The organism is Psychroserpens ponticola (assembly GCF_023556315.2).
Classification (GTDB): Bacteria; Bacteroidota; Bacteroidia; order Flavobacteriales; family Flavobacteriaceae; genus Psychroserpens; species Psychroserpens ponticola.
In genome coordinates this window covers 3,547,943-3,565,730 of the sequence record NZ_CP116221.1, presented here as the reverse complement: position 1 = coordinate 3,565,730, position 17,788 = coordinate 3,547,943, and the positions used below count along the sequence as shown (strand labels likewise).

Sequence of the window (17,788 nt, the reverse complement as noted above, 5' to 3'; positions counted from 1 at the left end):
TGAATACAACGAATTAAAGTTTTAATTTGTTGTTCGTTGCAATTCATTGAAATGATTTTGGCTTTTAAAAACTTAGCATTTCGAAAAATTTAGACTTATGAAATTTAACACCAAAACAATACATGGAGGTCAAAAACATGATCCAGCTTATGGAAGTGTGATGCCACCAATTTATCAAACATCAACATATGCACAATCTACTCCTGGAGGCCATAAAGGCTATGAGTATTCTAGAACGCATAATCCAACAAGGAACGCTTTAGAGAATGCTTTTGCTAGTATAGAAAATGGAAATTATGGATTAGCATTTGGATCTGGTTTAGCTGCAATTGATGCTGTAATTAAGTTATTAGAACCTGGTGATGAAGTCATTTCAACCAATGACCTTTATGGTGGTTCATACAGATTATTTACAAGTGTTTTTAAGAAATTTGGAATCAAGTTTCATTTTACAGGAATGGATAATGCTTCAAATATTGAAAATTGTATCAATGAGAATACAAAATTAATTTGGATAGAAACACCTACAAATCCAATGATGAATATTATTGATATTAAAGCAACTTCTGCCATTGCAAAAAAGCATAAAGTGTTGTTAGCAGTTGATAATACATTTGCTACACCTTATTTGCAACAACCATTAGATTTAGGAGCAGATATTGTTATGCATTCTGCAACGAAATATTTAGGTGGTCATAGTGATCTAGTAATGGGAGCATTAATTGTAAAGGATAAAGACTTAGCAGATCGTTTGTACTTTATTCAAAATGCCAGTGGAGCAGTATGTGGTCCTCAAGATAGCTTTCTTGCATTACGTGGAATTAAAACCTTACATATTAGAATGCAACGTCATTGTGAAAACGGTAAATTAGTTGCAGAATTTTTAGCTATTCATCCTAAAATTGAAAATGTGTATTGGCCTGGTTTTGAAACTCATCCCAATCACGAAGTAGCAAAATCACAAATGAATGATTTTGGTGGAATGGTATCTTTTACTACAAAAGGAAATAACTTTAAAGAAGCCATAAGAATTGTAGAAAATCTAAAGGTTTTTACTTTAGCTGAATCATTAGGTGGTGTCGAATCTTTAGCTGGTCATCCAGCAAGCATGACACATGCAAGTATTCCTAAGGTAGAAAGAGAAAAAACAGGTGTTATTGATTCTTTAATTAGATTGAGTGTTGGTATAGAAGACGTAGATGATTTAATTACAGATTTGAAACAAGCAATTGGGTAATTTATAATATAGTAGTTATCCATAAAAAAGACCAAGTTTTTAGCTTGGTCTTTTTTATTATATGTTATATGTTTTTTTAATCTAAATAGTAAATGTATCCAAAATTCAACCATACTAACCAATCGTTAGCTTTGTTCGATTTTAAATTATGATCTAAACCATCAACTTTGTCATTAAAAAAATACTGCCATCTTAAATCTACCATTAAATCAGATAATACAGTTAATTTGTAACGTGTACCAAGACTTCCAACTACTGACCAAGCTGTGCCGCTACCATCAAATAAAAATGGATCTTCATTAAAGTTAGGATTTGTAGCATCTACCCAGCCTTGGAAAAAATTATTTTGATTATTGATGTTACTATCAATAAAATTAGTTTCTACAGAAGGATTGTAAGACGTAAAATGCACACCTAAACTTACAAAAGGAGCAAAAGAATAACCAAACGCTTGAAACGATCGAATACTTTTAGGGAAAAATTCTATTTGCGTACCAATATCAAAATTATTTGCAGTACCAGTATGATGTAATAAAGGCGCATAATTTATATTAGTTGAAGCACGATCAACCCACTCTCCAAAATGATTCAGCTTGGTTTTATTCCAAGAAATTTCATTTCTAAGTTTAAAGTGATCATTAAAAAATGTGTCTGTAGAATAACAGTTACAATCTGCTCTGTAAGCAAAATTAATATAGTGAACTATTCCAATTCCAATACCAGTATTACCAGCGTTTGTTTCAAAATCGCTACGTACTCCAAAATCTGATTGAAAGGCTACAGGACCAGCTATTACACCTATTTCATGTGAAAAGCCAAGTTGAGCATACACTTCATTGATACCCATTATTAAAATGAATACAATTGTTAATTGTTTAAAATTAAGCGTCATAGGATATAAATTACCAAGGGCATATTTGTTAACAAATATATAAAAACTGACCTAACTACCAAACAAAAGTAGTTCCTCTTGTCATTTTTAGATTAGATTATAATTGTTTTGTCAATCTTACACTGAGAATATCAAAAAAATAACATGTTAATTTTAAAGATAATGTATATTTGTGGACATAAAATCAACATTGATTATTAATAATTTAATAGATGAAAGATAAAATTGAAGCTTTTTTAAGTCTTGTTACAGAAAAAAACGGTCATGAAACCGAATTCTTACAAGCAGTGCACGAAGTTGCCGAGACAGTAATTCCTTTTATTGAAGATAATCCTAAATATCAGGGAAAAATGCTATTAGAGCGCATGGTAGAACCAGAGCGCACCATTATTTTTCGAATACCTTGGATAGATGATCAAGGACATACTCAAGTTAATAGAGGTTTTAGAGTTGAATTCAACTCTGCTATTGGACCATATAAAGGTGGTTTGCGATTTCATCCTTCGGTAAATTTGAGTATTCTTAAATTTTTAGGATTTGAGCAAGTGTTCAAAAATTCCTTAACAACGCTCCCAATGGGTGGAGGAAAAGGTGGTTCTGACTTTAATCCAAAAGGAAAAAGTGATAATGAAGTGATGCGTTTTTGTCAATCATTTATGACAGAATTGTTTAGACATATTGGTGCAAATACAGATGTACCAGCTGGAGATATTGGTGTAGGTGGTAGAGAGATAGGATATATGTTTGGTCAATACAAAAGGTTGCAAAATGAATTTACCGGAATTTTAACTGGTAAAGGCATGTCTTATGGAGGATCTTTAATTAGACCAGAAGCAACGGGTTATGGTTGCGTGTATTTTGCACAGAACATGCTAAAGGCAAATAATAATTCAATCGATGGTAAAACAGTTGTCATTTCTGGTTCAGGAAATGTCGCTCAATTTGCTTGTGAGAAAGTTACGCAATTAGGCGGAAAAGTATTTACAATGTCTGATTCTGGTGGTTATATTCATGATACTGATGGTATTGATGCTAATAAATTAGCATTTATAATGCAACTTAAAAATGTTAAACGTGGAAGGATTAGTGAATATGTTAATGAATATCCATCTGCAACTTATCATGAAGGAAAAAGACCTTGGTCTGTAAATTGTGATATTGCATTACCATGTGCGACACAAAATGAATTAAATGGAGACGAAGCTCAAGAATTAATTAATAATAATGTTATTGTTGTAGCTGAAGGAGCAAATATGCCTACTACACCAGAAGCCATTGAAGCTTTTCAAAATGCTAAAGTACTGTTTTCTCCTGGTAAAGCATCAAATGCTGGTGGTGTTGCTACCTCTGGATTAGAGATGAGTCAAAATTCTTTGCGTATGAATTGGACTAGAGAAGAAGTAGATGCCAAACTCCATAAAATTATGGATGATATTCATCAATCTTGTGTGACTTACGGAACAAGAAAAGATGGTTATGTTGATTATGTAAAGGGAGCAAATGTTGCTGGTTTTGTAAAAGTCGCAGATGCTATGTTAGCTCAAGGTGTCGTATAACATTTCCAATAGATAATAAATTAAATGAAGCTATCTTATTGAGATAGCTTCATTTCTTTTAAAAGGATATCAAAGTTTCGTTCTGCGACTTCTAAAATAACGATGTCTGGTTGTTCTTCAGTTATTTGAGATTTACTAATGTTAGTGTATCTAAGGTATAAAGTCTCACCAAAGGATTCATTAAAATAATCAAACCAATTTATTGCAAAGGAATCCCTAAACATAAGTAGCTTCGAATTTTTGTTGCTGTTTTTGAATTTTTTATACTGATACGTGTTTTTTTCGTTAATTACAACCGAGTTATTTGGTTTAGTGTATGATGTAATAGATTCTTTATCATAGATATTAATCATTCTAGTAATATCACCTTGACGCACAGTATCTATTGATTTAAATTCTGAAAGAGGTACAACATTTAAATTGTTAATGTTTTTTGATATTGACGTTATAACATACTCATAACCTAAATGAGCACCAATATCATTCCAATGTGTATCCGTTTTATGATATAATAATGTTGATTCATTTTTAGAATTTAATAACACAGGTCTCAAATCTAAAATATTTAAATCATCAGAATCATCAATAGTTGATAAAAACTGAGTGATAGGTGTATCTCGCTGATTTACTTTGTAGGGAAGTTTCTCTTGATATACAGTGTTCTTATTAGGAACAATTACAAAATACAATTCAATATTTAAACTCTTTATATAGTCGTTAAATTCTAATAGATTTTGTTTCATAACAAACAAATCAATATCAGAATATTTATGGATACCAAATGTATTGTCTAATACTCGATTGTGTTCGTTCCCTAAAAAATACCAATCATCGATGCCTTTAACAACCCTATTTTGTATCGGGTTTTCATTTAGCGTATTAGTTTTAAAGTCTAAATAAGTGTTAACCAAAGTAGGTTTAAGTCCAAAATGAGTTAAATAATATTTTTTGAGTTTAGTAACATTCCCTCTGGGATTTTCTATATCTATTTCTGGGTATTTTGTAAGCATAGAGAATTCAGATTGATCTTCTAAATCTGTTAACATAAGTACATTAGGGATTATTAATAATAGTATAAATCCTAATACAATAAACCTTTTTGATCCTATATTTTGATTGCTATTCATTCTTAGAAATTAAAATATATAAATGGATTATAATTGCCTTTCGAGATGTACATGTAATTTAACAACAGTAAAAGAAACAAACCTATACTTTTGAGATAGCCTAAAGTGTTCAATTTACTGACACTTAAATTCTTTGATTTTATAAATCTGCTAATATTTAGGTAAAGTGGTATAGAAAACAATGTTCCTATACATAAAATAAAAGCTATCTCTTTTGATAAATAGAAATTAAGATAGTCATAGTTCGTTGGGTTTGAAAATGTAAATAAATTTTGAATATAGCGTAAAGCCTCACCCAAATCATCACATCTAAAAAAAGGAAACGTAACAAATACAACAAAAATAGTATAGAAGTTTGTTAATAAAACATGAACTTTTTTAAGTGTTTTTGTTAGACCTAGTTTTTCGAAGATAATGAATATACCATGCAATAATCCCCAAACAATAAAGTTCCAATTTGCTCCATGCCAAAATCCAGTTAAAAAGAAAACTAGCATTAATATTAGCATCCTATATTTTTTAGAGCTAGACCTTAATCCCAAAGGAATATAAACATAGTCTCTAAACCAAGTTGATAAAGTGATGTGCCAACGCGTCCAAAATTCTTGAATAGATTTTGCAGTATAAGGATAATTAAAATTCTCAGGAAAATTAAAACCTAACATTTTTCCTAAACCAATTGCCATATCTGAATACCCAGAAAAGTCATAATAAATTTGAATTCCAAATGCAAAAATGCCAATCCAACCTATTAAAGATGACATTTCTGTCACAGGAAGATTGAAAATACCATCAACAAGTATGGCGCAGTTGTTAGCAATAATTACTTTTTTAGCAAGACCAATAATGAATCTTTCAACACCAATTGAAAAATTTGTTAGTGAAACGTCTCTATTTTTCAATTCTAATTCAATATGTGAGTATCTTACAATTGGTCCAGCAATTAACTGAGGGAAAAGAGTTACATACGTAGCAAAATCTATAAAGTTCTTATTTGCTTTTACTTTTCCTTTGTAAACATCTATTGTGTAAGACATGGTTTGAAATGTGTAAAAACTAATTCCAATTGGTAAAACTATATTAGCAAAATACTGTGCGTTAGCTGAAGTGAAGTCGTAAGATTCTAATAAAGTAGCTAAGTTTGTATATATAAAATTTGAATACTTAAAATAAAATAGAATCCCTAAATTGAATAGGATAGATAGAATTAAACCCAGTTTCCGTTTGCCAATACTAATAATTAGTCCGCAAGAATAATCTACTAAAGCAGATAAGATTATTAATATTACAAGTTCTTGTTCTCCCCAAGTATAGAATACCAAACTAGATAATAAAAGAATAGAATTTTTTATCTTTTTAGGTGCTAAAAAGTATACTAAAAGAACAATAGGAAGGAATAAGAATAAAAATATAGGACTACTAAATAGCATTTTTACACTAAAAATTAGAGTCAAAAATACAATAAATAATGGTATTTTTGGTTTTTATTGATTATGACAAATTTATTTACATGAAGCGTTATTTTACTATCATTTTCAGCTTATTTATTTTAGCTTTTAATACGCTCTCTGCCCAAGATTTTTCTAGCCTATGGACAGGACATTTCTCTTATCTTAATATAAAGGATTTTTCAAACAGTCCAGATTTATTATTTGCTGCTTCTGAAAATGCTGTATTTACACTTGAATATGCGACCAATACACTAGAAGAAATTTCAACAATTAATGGTTTGTCAGGCGAAACGATTTCTACCATATATTTCAGTGATAGTAATGATCTTCTTTTTATTGGTTATGAAACGGGATTAATAAATATTGTTTCAGTTGGTGATAATGAAGTGATATCTGTTATCGATATATTAAATAAGGTAACAATTCCGCCAAATCTTAAAAGGATTAATCACTTTTATGAAGATAATGGTTTGGTTTATATTTCAACTGATTTTGGGATTTCAGTATACGATTTGGATCGTTTAGAGTTTGGAGACACTTATTTTATTGGATCAGGTGGAACTCAAATTAAAGTTAATCAAACTACTGTTTTTGGAGATTTTATTTATGCAGCATGTGGTGATAATAGCGCAATAAAGAAAGCAGATATATTCAACCCTAATCTTATTAATTTTTCTGAATGGCAAACAATAAGTAGTGGTAATTTTATTGGGATCCAAGGGATTGATGACAAGTTATATAGTATTAGGGATAATGGTATTATTTATAGACTTGTTAGTGATAATCTAAACCAATTATTCACATATCCTGAAATTCCAGTTGATATTAGAACGGTAAATTCTGATTTAATTGTTACAACTCCTGAAACTGTATATGTATACGACAGTGATTTTAATAGCCTAGCTACAGCTACAACTAATACCGTTTTTGATACAGTGTTTACAGCGGCAACTATAAATGATCAAGATGAATTATTTATAGGTACAAATGGTCTTGTTTCTTTAGGGAAACCGGGTTATGGTGTCCTTAAGGCTAGCTTTAATGACCCAACAAATTATGAAGAAATTCATCCTGATGGTCCTTTAAAAAATAGTGTGTTTTCAATTGAGACACCACCAAATGAAATTTGGGCTGTTTTTGGAGGTTATTCCAGAACATTTAATACTTCTGGAGCTACGAGAAGATCTGGTATTAGTCACTTTAAAAACAATGAATGGATTAATACTCCTTATGATAGTATTTTGGCTGTAATTCCAAATCCAGTATTTTTATCAGATATTTCTGTAAACCCTTTTAATACCAATCAGGTTTTTATAAGCTCATATTCTTCTGGTTTATTAGAAATACTTGATGAAGTTCCAGTAATGTTGTACAATCAAAATAATAGTACACTTATACCTTTTGCTGGTGATTTTAAGCTTACAACAGCAAGTGTATTTGATAGAAATGGTGCGCTATGGGTTATGAATGGACGTGTTCCGAAACCCTTAAACAAATTTGAAAATGGAGTATGGACTTCATATGATTTTACGCCAATAATTCCAGTACCTCCATCAAACAGCAACCTTGGTTTCACTTCAATTGTTGTAAACGATCAAAAATCAGTTTTTACAGGTACATTTTCATTTGGACTAGTTGGTTTTAATGAAGATAGTAGTCAATTGAGTTTTGCATCAGGTGAGGCTGAAAATTTTCCTTCTCCTAATGTTAGATCTCTTGCTTTTGATAATAATGGGCAGCTTTGGATTGGGACAGAAAAAGGGTTAAGAATATTATTTAGTCCACCAAATTTCTTTAGTAATCCAAATGTTAATAATATAGTGATCTTAGAGGAAGGAATTCCAAAAGAATTACTTTCTAGCCAGCTTATTACTGCAATAACTGTAGATGGATCTAATAATAAATGGGTTGGTACTGCTGGTTCAGGACTTTTTTATTTTTCACCTGATGGTCAAGAAACCATATTTCATTTTACAACTAATAATTCTCCATTACCAGTAAATACAATTAATGATGTCTCAATTGATTCTGAAACAGGGCGAGTTTATATAGCTACATCTAAAGGAATGGTATCTTTTTCATCTGGAGGAACAAAGACAGAAGAAAGTTTAGACCAAGCTTTTGTGTACCCAAATCCAGTAAGACCAGAATATAATATTTTAGGTTCAAACAACTTAAATGATATTAATAAAGGCGTTAAAATTTCTAATCTTACTGAAAATGTAAATATTAAAATAACAGATATTGAAGGGAACCTAGTTGCTGAAGCACAATCAACAGTCAATAAAAGATCATCTAAAGCTAATTATAATTTTGCTATTGATGGTGGTACTGCTATATGGAATGGAAAAAACTTAGCAAATAATGTAGTAGCTACAGGAGTATACCTTATTTTTATTTCTGATTTAGATTCGTTTGAAACCAAAATACTAAAATTACTAATTGTAAGGTGATATTCTTACACATACACAATGCTCAATAAGAACAAAGCTATTGTTATTTCTAAAATTAGATATCGCGATAACGATCTTATTGCCAAATGTTTTACGCAACAAAAAGGTCTCGTTTCATATGTAATACCAGGTGCATTAAAAAACACTAAAGGAAAATCTAAAGCCGTATATTTTCAATTATTATCACAGCTTCAAATTGAAGAAAACTTTAAAGCAAATCAATCACTTCAGTATATAAAAGAAATTAAAATTGATTATATATATAGAAGTGTACATACCAATGTTTATAAGAGTTCAATTGCTATGTTTTTGGCAGAAATTTTATCGACAGTGTTGAAGGAAGAGGAACAAAATCTTCAACTATATGAGTACCTTGAAGTCACTTTTAAATGGTTAGATTATCAAGAAGAGTTTTCTAATTTTCATTTATTGTTTCTGCTAAACCTAACTCAATACTTAGGGTTTTATCCCGAAAACACAAATATTGAAGCGCCATATTTTAACCTTTCTAATGGATTATTTGAAACACAAAAAACAAATTCATATTCCATTTCAGGAGGAAATTTAACACTGTTAAAAAGTCTATTAGGCATAAATTTTGATGAGTTAAAAACTATTAAGATAAGTTCAAAACAAAGACAATCATTTTTAGCCATGTTATTGTTATATTTTGAATTACATTTGGGCAGTTTTAAAAAACCAAAATCTCTACAAGTATTTAATCAAGTATTCAATTAGAAAACATCTTTACTTTTTATGAAGTTAATTATTGCACTAGTTATTTGTTTTTGCGCTATTTTTAGTTCTAAAGCTCAGGATATTAAGGTGCTTGATTATGACACAAATACACCAGTTATTGGAGTAACTATTTATAATTCGAATAAGGATAAATCTGTTATTACTGATATTGATGGTGTCGCTTCTTTGGATCAATTTGATGCTGATGAAACCATTTACTTTCAAAGTATACTTTATGTAAAATATTCAACTAATAAGACAGCAATTATAAAAAACAATAATGTCGTTTTTTTAGCGCCTAATGTTGAGGGATTAGATCAAGTGGTAATTTCTGCTTCTAAATTTGAGCAAAGTAAACGCGATATTCCTCAAACTATTGTTAATATAAATTCTGCAGACATCCAATTTTCAAACCCTCAAACTAGTGCAGATTTACTTGAAGGTACAGGTAATGTGTATATTCAAAAAAGTCAATTAGGAGGAGGAAGTCCAATTATAAGAGGTTTTTCAACTAACAGACTTTTAATTACTGTTGATGGAGTGAGGATGAATAATGCCATATTTAGAAGTGGTAATCTTCAAAACGTGATTTCAATTGATCCGTTTACAATTCAAAACACAGAGATTACTTTGGGAGCAGGATCTGTTGTTTACGGTAGTGATGCAATAGGTGGTGTAATGAGTTTTTATACGCGGAAACCTCAATTATCTTATAAAGATTCATTGTATTTTAATGCTAATGCTGTTGCCAGATATGCTACTGCTAATAAAGAAAAAACAGGGCATTTGGATTTTAATTTTGGCTTGAAAAAATGGGCGTTTTTAAGTAGTATAAGTTATACTGATTTTGAAGATTTAAGAATGGGTAAACATGGTCCTGATGCCTATTTAAGGCCTGAGTATGTTGAAACGATTAATGGTGTAGATGTTATTGTTCAAAATGAAAATCCTAAAGTTCAAGTTCCTACAGGTTATGATCAAATTAATTTTCTTCAAAAAGTGAGATATGAACCTAAAGAGGATTTAAGTTTTGATTTGGGATTATATTATTCAACAACGTCCTCGTATTCTAGATATGATAGATTAATTAGGTATAGAGGAGATGAATTACGTTCTGCTGAATGGGATTATGGACCACAACGTTGGTTTATGAGTAATTTTCAAGTGACTAAACTTAGTAGTAGTTCAAATTTATATGATAAAATACAAGCTACTGTTGCCTACCAAAATTTTCAGGAGAGTAGGTTTGATCGTGATTTTCAATCTAGTTTAAGAAATGTAAGAGAAGAAGCAGTAAATGCTTATTCTTTTAATCTTGATCTAGAAAAAGACTTAAGTGAAAAAAGCTCGATTTTTTATGGTTTGGAGTATGTTTATAATAAGGTAAAGTCAGTGGGTTCTACTGAAAACAGTGCAACAAATGAATCTATCTTAGCATTATCAAGATATCCTAATGATTCAGATTGGCAATCTATGGCTGCTTATGCAAGTTTTAAATATAAACCAAATCCTAAGTTTGTATTTCAATCAGGTTTGAGATACAATTATGTTATTGCTAATGCCGATTTCACTGAAAACAATGTGTTTTTAAACCTTCCTTTTGACAGTTCAAAAATTGATACAGGAGCTTTTACGGGAACTGCTGGAATAAGTTGGGCTCCAGATGAAATGATTCAATGGAAACTAAATGCATCTACAGCATTTAGAGCACCTAATATTGATGATATTGGTAAAGTTTTTGATTCCGAACCAGGTTCAGTTGTTGTGCCAAATAAAAACTTAAAGGCTGAATATGCTTATGGTGTAGAACTTGGTCTTAAACTTAATTTTGATAATATATGCATTGTTGATGTAGCAACATATTCTACGTTTTTAGATAATGCATTAATACGAAGTGATTTTACATTAAATGGAGAATCTCAAATAGAGTATGATGGAGAAATAAGCAATGTTCAAGCCATTCAAAATGCATCTAAAGAGCGTATCTATGGTTTTGAAGCAGGAATTCAATTTAATTTTTCTAAATACTTAAAATTGATTTCTCAATATAATGTTGTGGGTGGGAAACAAGAGTTTAATGGTCAAGAGGTACCTGTTAGACATGTTGCTCCAAATTTTGGGAATACACATTTTGTTTGGCAGAAAGAAAAGCTACAAATTGATGTATTTGCTGAATATAATAATGAATTGTCATATGATCAATTAGCGCCTTCAGAACAATCTAAAGATTATATTTATGCCTTAGATCATAATGGAAATCCTTATTCTCCTTCATGGTATACACTTAATTTTAGAACACAATATCAGATTTCTAAAGCAGCTACCATTACTGCCGCTATTGAAAACATAACAGATCAACGTTACTTAACATATTCTTCTGGTATTACTTCGCCAGGAAGAAATTTAGTAATGTCTTTAAAGTACAATTTGTAATACAAAAAGGCTTCAAATATATTGAAGCCCTTTGATAATCTTTGTTTATAAAATTAATTGCGTTTAATAGCTCGCTTAGTTATCGTTTGTCCGTTTGATAAACTTATTTTGGCTATATAAGCAGTCTGACTTAAGTTATTTAATTCAAATATTTCAGTAGAATTATTGCCCTTTAAATTGTAAAGTGTACGTCCTAAAAGATCTATAATTTCAATAGTGCTTATTGTTAAGTTATTGCCCACTGAAAATTTTACACTTCCATTTTGTAATTCAATTATAGTGATATCGTTTTGACTAATTTCGTTTTCTCCAATTGATAAAGCATCCGTTTGGTAAATAATTTCAAATCGATTAGTGAAGTTTCCATCTTCTGTTGTAAATGTATAATGAGAATTGTTTAATTCATGGATAGTATTTAATAGATTGTCTCTCAAATAAATATTAATATCACTTAATTCGCCTTCAGCTTTATATAGAGCAATAGTTAATTCGCCTAATATACCAGAATCATAACCTAAAGGAACGACATCTTCTATAGTGAATGGTGGTCTTCCTTGAATACCATATTTATAAAGGTTTGTTTCGTCTTTTGAATAAAAATCAATATAATTAGAACCTACCATACGAATACCATCATAAAGTCGATCTTTTCCTAAAGTACCATCGTCCACATATCCAATAAGTATCTGGCTAAATGCACCATCAGGATTTGTCAAATTAAGCCACATCCTATCTTTTTCGGTAAAAGCAGTTGTTGTAGTAGAAGGATCTGAATTTCTAAAGAATTCATTATTGCTATATGTTTTATTACGCATGCCGTTTGTAAATTCAACAGTGCCAGCAGTAATAGCATCTATAAAAAAGCCTTGTCCAGAAGCGATGTAACCCAATGGCGTAAAACTAGTTACAGTTCCTGTTGAAGCTGTACCAACTCCTCCAATTGCATTATACATGGCATAGTCATTGGAGTTAAAATTGTAGGCATCTGGGCCAGGATTTGAAATTGAAATATCGTCTTCATGTGTCCAAAGGTAGACAGTACCACTTAAATTTGCATTATGAGAAACAAAGGTATCTACAGAGATTGCAGAAGGATATGGATTTCCTAAAAGATTCCAATCATCGGTTGAATCAGCTCCATTTCCACTTAAAGCTACAGTAACAGGAATAATGCCAGTATTTAATGGTCCATTAAATGTAATGCTTCGAAAGTGAGAACCTGTACCATTACTCATTGCTGCATATCCAATTCCACTGGACATAGATGAAAAGTGAGGAGTCCATGAATTATTATCATCATCAAAGCTATCTGCATCTAAATCTGAAAATTCAGAAGTATCGAAACCATAAATTCTACTTGGACGGAAACCCGTTAAAACTGTTTGTGCAGAAGTGCCAGAAACAGAGTAATCTACAGGAGGTGACCAGTACGTGTAATCGTAAGTTTCCATTTCTGTTGTTGTTTTGTAAACATTGGTATTTCCAGAACCTGAAACTGTACCAGTATCGTCGATCATTACCAAAGAGCCTTCATTGTCGATTTCTAAATTACCATTTACAATTAAATCATTTTGTATTTCAACATAGTCGCCATTTTTTATCACTAAAGTACCTGAATCGATAGTTAGTGAACAAGCACTAAAACTTCCATTTACAGTTGTATCATAATTAAAATCTAAAACAGCAATGGTATTTATATCTGGAGCATTATTATCCCAATTACCTGGTGATACCCAAGTTGTACTTTTTGTTGTAACTCTAACAGCTTCGCTAGCAGTATAACACGTATTTAAGTTTTCTCTAACTTGACAATAGTACTGGTAGTTATATAGACCAACAGTATTTGAAATCGTTAGTGTGGCTGTGGTCGCTCCGCTATAAGGCGCACCATTCGATAAAGCGGTCCAACCATCAACACCAGGAACAGATACAAACCATTGATAAGCTAATGGTAAACCTCCTAGATAGCCTTGGTCAGCAGATAGAGAGAACGTTGCACTAGTATCACATGGTGAATCCATTGGGTCTGGTTCGTCAGTAATTAATGGTGGATCACCAGCAGAGAAATCAAAATTACCAATATCATCATAGTTAACTGGACTATAGGCTAGCCAGTCATCTTGCATGTCATCTGGAAGTTGCCAGTTATCTGTTCTAGGTACTGTAATACCAGTGTTTTTTCTTCTGTAGGTATATCCTTTTGGAGCTGTAGTAAAAGCGGTTCCATCAGTGCGACCCCAAACATCTATCCAAGTTTCAGTAGTACCATCGTCAGTATATAGACGAATGTTATCATTATTATTAACTCCGCTTAAAGAAAAGAAATCATCTGCAGTATAACCTCCTTCTGGATCAGTCGAGTCTACTCCTCCAATACCTATGACATATACAGAATTATTAGGCATAGTTACACCAGCATCTAAATCGGCAATGTCACCACCTGCATTTGCTGAACCATTATGATGAATTCTAATTTCGTAATCGGCTAGATTAACAGGAGCACCTGTTCCGTTAAAAATTTCTATATAAGTGTGTGAACCATATGGCGCATCGGTAATTTCAGAAATGAATAAATCGGTTGGTGAAAGACCTGAGGTTCCTTGACAACTCGTACTTAGATTATCAATAACAGTAAAGAAATCAGAAGTTTGGCATCCAAGATTATTGGTTACTACAATATTTCCAGAAATAGAGGCATCAGGAATTGAAACTTCAATTTCAGTTGGAGACACTACTGTATGTGCTATAGCTGAACCAGCAAATGTAACAGATGTAGTACCTCCTAAGTCATTTCCACTAATTGTAACAACGGTGTTGTCAGGACCGCTAAGAGGCGTAACTGTATTTACTGCTGACGTACAAATACCAACTCCACGGATTGCAAATACAAACACTTCTTCACCTTCACCATCAGCGGAATCATTATTTGTAATTCTTACAGTTGCATTTCGTTCTCCTGCTACAGTTGGCGTAAATGTAACATCAAATACTTCAAGATTAGTCATTGTACTAATATCCTCAATTATGATATTAAAAGCCGAAGGTGGTGTCACCGAAAAATCTCCAGCATTAGCACCAATTATTTCGATATTACTTACTATTAAGTCTGCAGTGCCAATATTCTGAATTCTAAAAGATTTTGTTTCTGAACTACTTATGGGTATGTCATCTGAAAAAAGTGTGTTATCTAAATAGCTAGGCATAATGTCAGCATTATATATATTTGGAAATGTATTAATATCTCCTTCAACATTAATCTCTGGTTCCATTGATGAGCATTGTGAGATTAACGTATTAAAGCCAGGACTTCCACCATCAGCAACAAATTGCCAGTTTGATGCAGTGTCAGAATTGTCAAGAGAATCATCAGTAACATGTAATGAACTACCACCACCATCGGCAGCATTATTTGGGCCACCAAGATCATTATCATCATAATTTACAGCATCAACAATAGTACTGCCATCTGATGCAATTAATTCAATATCAACACCAACTCCAGTAGGACTGTTTATTAAAATATCTGCACAACAAACATTATCATTATAGATTGTAGTAAAATTACAACCAGGATTGAAAGCTCCACCACTATCGCGAATAGCAACCAGAATACAATCACCACCTGCAATTATAGTACCTGTTGACGGAAAAGTAAATCTAGGTGTACCATTTACTTCAACACTATAGTTATTCAACACTTGGTCTAGCCCAGTTGTATTACATATTTCAATCCATTCGTCATCTCCACCGGTTGTATTGTACATAATTTCAGTAATTACAACATCTGCAATTACAGGAGTTTCATCATCAAGAATTGTTAAAACATGATTTGTATTTCCACCTAAATCTGCAGCTGTACCTCCTGTAGGATTAGTTAAATCTAAAACGACAGTTTCATCACCTTCATAAACTAAATCATCGATGGCAATAAAAATAGTTAAACATTGATCTGCGGTTGTGTTAGCTGGAAAAGTTACAGTTACTGGAAATGATATTGCAGAGGTGCCATCATCGTAATCGGTTCCATTGGTTGCAGATGAACTTCCGTCTAAAATAATATCTACAGTTGTAGCTACACTAGCAGAAGGGTTAAGTATACTGACACAAACATCAATAGAAACTCCGTTTTCAACTAAAGTAGACGAAGCAACTGCGAAATTTAAATAAGTATCCGTACAAACGGAAGTATGAGAGTCAAGGCTAGCAAAGTCATCAACAGCGGTCACTACCCATTCACTATTTGCCACTGTAGTACCTGCTGAAGTAACCCAGTTTGTATTTGGTGCACAGGTATTAACTTTTCGAACTAAAGTATGATTGGCTGTAGCATTGTTTGTTCCAGCTACATTCCATGCTGTCCCTGGATCTACTCCACCTACACCTACAGCATCGATAAGAGTAAAAGTTCCAGCAATATCTTTGGCTAAACCTACGGCATCATCACCATTCCATGAGGCATTATAAGATGTTAAATCTGCAGCAGCTAAAATAGTTCCGTTTGCTAAAGTGTGAGCAATCACATAAGTTGCACCATCAGCTAAAGTTCCGGTTGGTAAAATTTTTGCATCAGGCCAAGCATTACCATTTGCAGCTCTCCAAACCTCATAATCTGTAAGGTCAACTGCACTTCCAGTTCCATTATAAATTTCAATATATTTATTATTACTGGATCCTTCAACATACTCAGATATAATCAAGTCTGATACTTGTCCATAAGAAAACATAATACCACAAAAGAATGTGATAACGATATGAGCGTATTTTTTTTTCATAGGGATAATCAATTAATTGCCATAAAGGCAAGCTAGCAAATTTAAGTAAAAATAGTTAAAAATGAGCAGTTTAAGTCAACATATTTATTAACAAATTGTTATATTTTTGTTATATGATTCCTAGAAAAACATATACCGTAGATGAAGCACAAAAACGATTAGAGCGTTACTGTGTTTATCAAGAACGTTGTCATAAAGAAGTTACACAAAAACTATATGAAATGAAGATGATTCCTGAGGCGAGAGATAAAATCATTGTTCATTTACTTCAACATAATTTTTTAAATGAAGAACGTTTTGCAAGGGTTTTTGTGCGTGGAAAATTCAGAATAAAGAAATGGGGAAAACAAAGGATTCAGTTAGAGTTGAAACGAAAAGATATTAACAAAACGATTATTTCAATTGCTCTAAAAGAAATTGATATGAACGATTATTTTGACACATTCAATACACTTGCAGAAAAAAAAACAGCAACACTAAGAGAAACTAATATTCAAAAGAAACGAAAAAAGTTGGCAGATTATCTCTTTTATAGAGGTTGGGAGAGTCAATTGGTCTATGATAAGATTCGTGAATTAATTCCATAAAAAAAGCACCTTTAAAAAGATGCTTTTATATTATATGTTTTCAATTTATAAGCTGAATGTCGCTCCTATATTTACTGTAAACTGGTTGTGAATGTAATAACTAATTTCTGATTTGTCATTACTATACTTCGCTAATGGGAAATTTGCTTCTGTAAAAACGCCAAATCCATCTGAAAAGAAGTAGCGAGCACCAATATGACCACCAAAGTTTTTTAAACTGAGATTTAGTCCAGGATAAAGATCAAAATTATCATCAACATTAATCACATTACTTAAATTTGCATTAAATCGAGCTTCTAAATCAAAACGATCACCAAAATCTGCATCTAATCTGCTATCAATTCCTAAGGCATAAGTAGATGCAAATCCAACAGAAAAGTTTTCACCTAAACCATAATCGTAACTTACGTTAAGCCCAGATGCTTCATCTTGAAAGTTTGCAGCAATTTGAAATTTTTGATCTCCTTTTCCTTTATATGCTTGTGCATTGACTAAAGAAACAGATATTAATGCGATAATTAAAAATAATTTTTTCATAGTTA

The 17,788-nt window shown here is 31.8% G+C and carries 11 protein-coding genes; 6 read left to right on the top strand and 5 right to left on the bottom strand.

The window, feature by feature from the left end; genetic code table 11:
- Positions 1-97: 97 nt before the first annotated feature.
- Positions 98-1,237, top strand: coding sequence for a cystathionine gamma-synthase (locus tag MUN68_RS15730; protein ID WP_249993162.1), 1,140 nt, complete (start codon positions 98-100; stop codon positions 1,235-1,237).
- A gap of 76 nt (positions 1,238-1,313) precedes the next feature.
- Here MUN68_RS15730 and MUN68_RS15725 read toward each other — a convergent pair whose 3' ends face one another.
- Complete coding sequence (locus tag MUN68_RS15725; protein WP_249993164.1) at positions 1,314-2,129, bottom strand: THC0290_0291 family protein; 816 nt, start codon at positions 2,127-2,129, stop codon at positions 1,314-1,316.
- A 212-nt stretch (positions 2,130-2,341) separates the two neighbouring features.
- Between MUN68_RS15725 and gdhA the strand changes: the two genes are divergently transcribed.
- Positions 2,342-3,685, top strand: a complete 1,344-nt coding sequence (gene gdhA / locus MUN68_RS15720; RefSeq protein WP_249993165.1) for an NADP-specific glutamate dehydrogenase — start codon at positions 2,342-2,344, stop codon at positions 3,683-3,685.
- A gap of 35 nt (positions 3,686-3,720) precedes the next feature.
- On the opposite strand, the gene MUN68_RS15715 is transcribed toward gdhA, so the two are convergent.
- Together MUN68_RS15715 and MUN68_RS15710 are read right to left on the bottom strand one after the other, a co-directional pair.
- Positions 3,721-4,812 (bottom strand): alginate O-acetyltransferase AlgX-related protein, encoded by a 1,092-nt coding sequence (locus MUN68_RS15715; RefSeq protein WP_249993167.1) that lies wholly within the window; start codon positions 4,810-4,812, stop codon positions 3,721-3,723.
- Between the two features lie 2 nt (positions 4,813-4,814).
- Positions 4,815-6,242, bottom strand: coding sequence for an MBOAT family O-acyltransferase (locus tag MUN68_RS15710; RefSeq protein WP_249993169.1), 1,428 nt, complete (start codon positions 6,240-6,242; stop codon positions 4,815-4,817).
- 80 nt (positions 6,243-6,322) lie between these two features.
- Here MUN68_RS15710 and porZ point away from each other — a divergent pair, with 80 nt between their 5' ends.
- Genes porZ through MUN68_RS15695 form a run of 3 tightly spaced genes read left to right on the top strand, consistent with a single transcriptional unit; the run spans position 6,323 to position 11,887 of the window.
- A complete protein-coding gene (porZ, locus tag MUN68_RS15705; protein ID WP_249993171.1) occupies positions 6,323-8,716 on the top strand; it encodes a type IX secretion system anionic LPS delivery protein PorZ in 2,394 nt (797 codons plus the stop codon).
- A gap of 18 nt (positions 8,717-8,734) precedes the next feature.
- Entirely contained in the window at positions 8,735-9,454 is a 720-nt protein-coding gene (recO, locus tag MUN68_RS15700) for a DNA repair protein RecO (RefSeq protein WP_249993175.1), read from the top strand.
- 18 nt (positions 9,455-9,472) lie between these two features.
- A complete protein-coding gene (locus tag MUN68_RS15695; RefSeq protein WP_249993176.1) occupies positions 9,473-11,887 on the top strand; it encodes a TonB-dependent receptor in 2,415 nt (804 codons plus the stop codon).
- A gap of 53 nt (positions 11,888-11,940) precedes the next feature.
- Here the strand turns inward: MUN68_RS15695 and MUN68_RS15690 are convergent, their stop codons facing one another.
- Entirely contained in the window at positions 11,941-16,659 is a 4,719-nt protein-coding gene (locus MUN68_RS15690; protein WP_249993178.1) for a lamin tail domain-containing protein, read from the bottom strand.
- Positions 16,660-16,772: 113 nt separating this feature from the next.
- Here MUN68_RS15690 and MUN68_RS15685 point away from each other — a divergent pair, with 113 nt between their 5' ends.
- The gene (locus MUN68_RS15685; RefSeq protein ID WP_249993180.1) at positions 16,773-17,246 is read left to right on the top strand and encodes a regulatory protein RecX; all 474 of its coding nucleotides are present in this window, start codon (positions 16,773-16,775) and stop codon (positions 17,244-17,246) included.
- Between the two features lie 45 nt (positions 17,247-17,291).
- On the opposite strand, the gene MUN68_RS15680 is transcribed toward MUN68_RS15685, so the two are convergent.
- Positions 17,292-17,783: a DUF6646 family protein gene (locus MUN68_RS15680; protein ID WP_249993182.1), complete on the bottom strand. Its 492-nt coding sequence runs from the start codon at positions 17,781-17,783 to the stop codon at positions 17,292-17,294.
- Between the last annotated feature and the right edge of the window lie 5 nt (positions 17,784-17,788).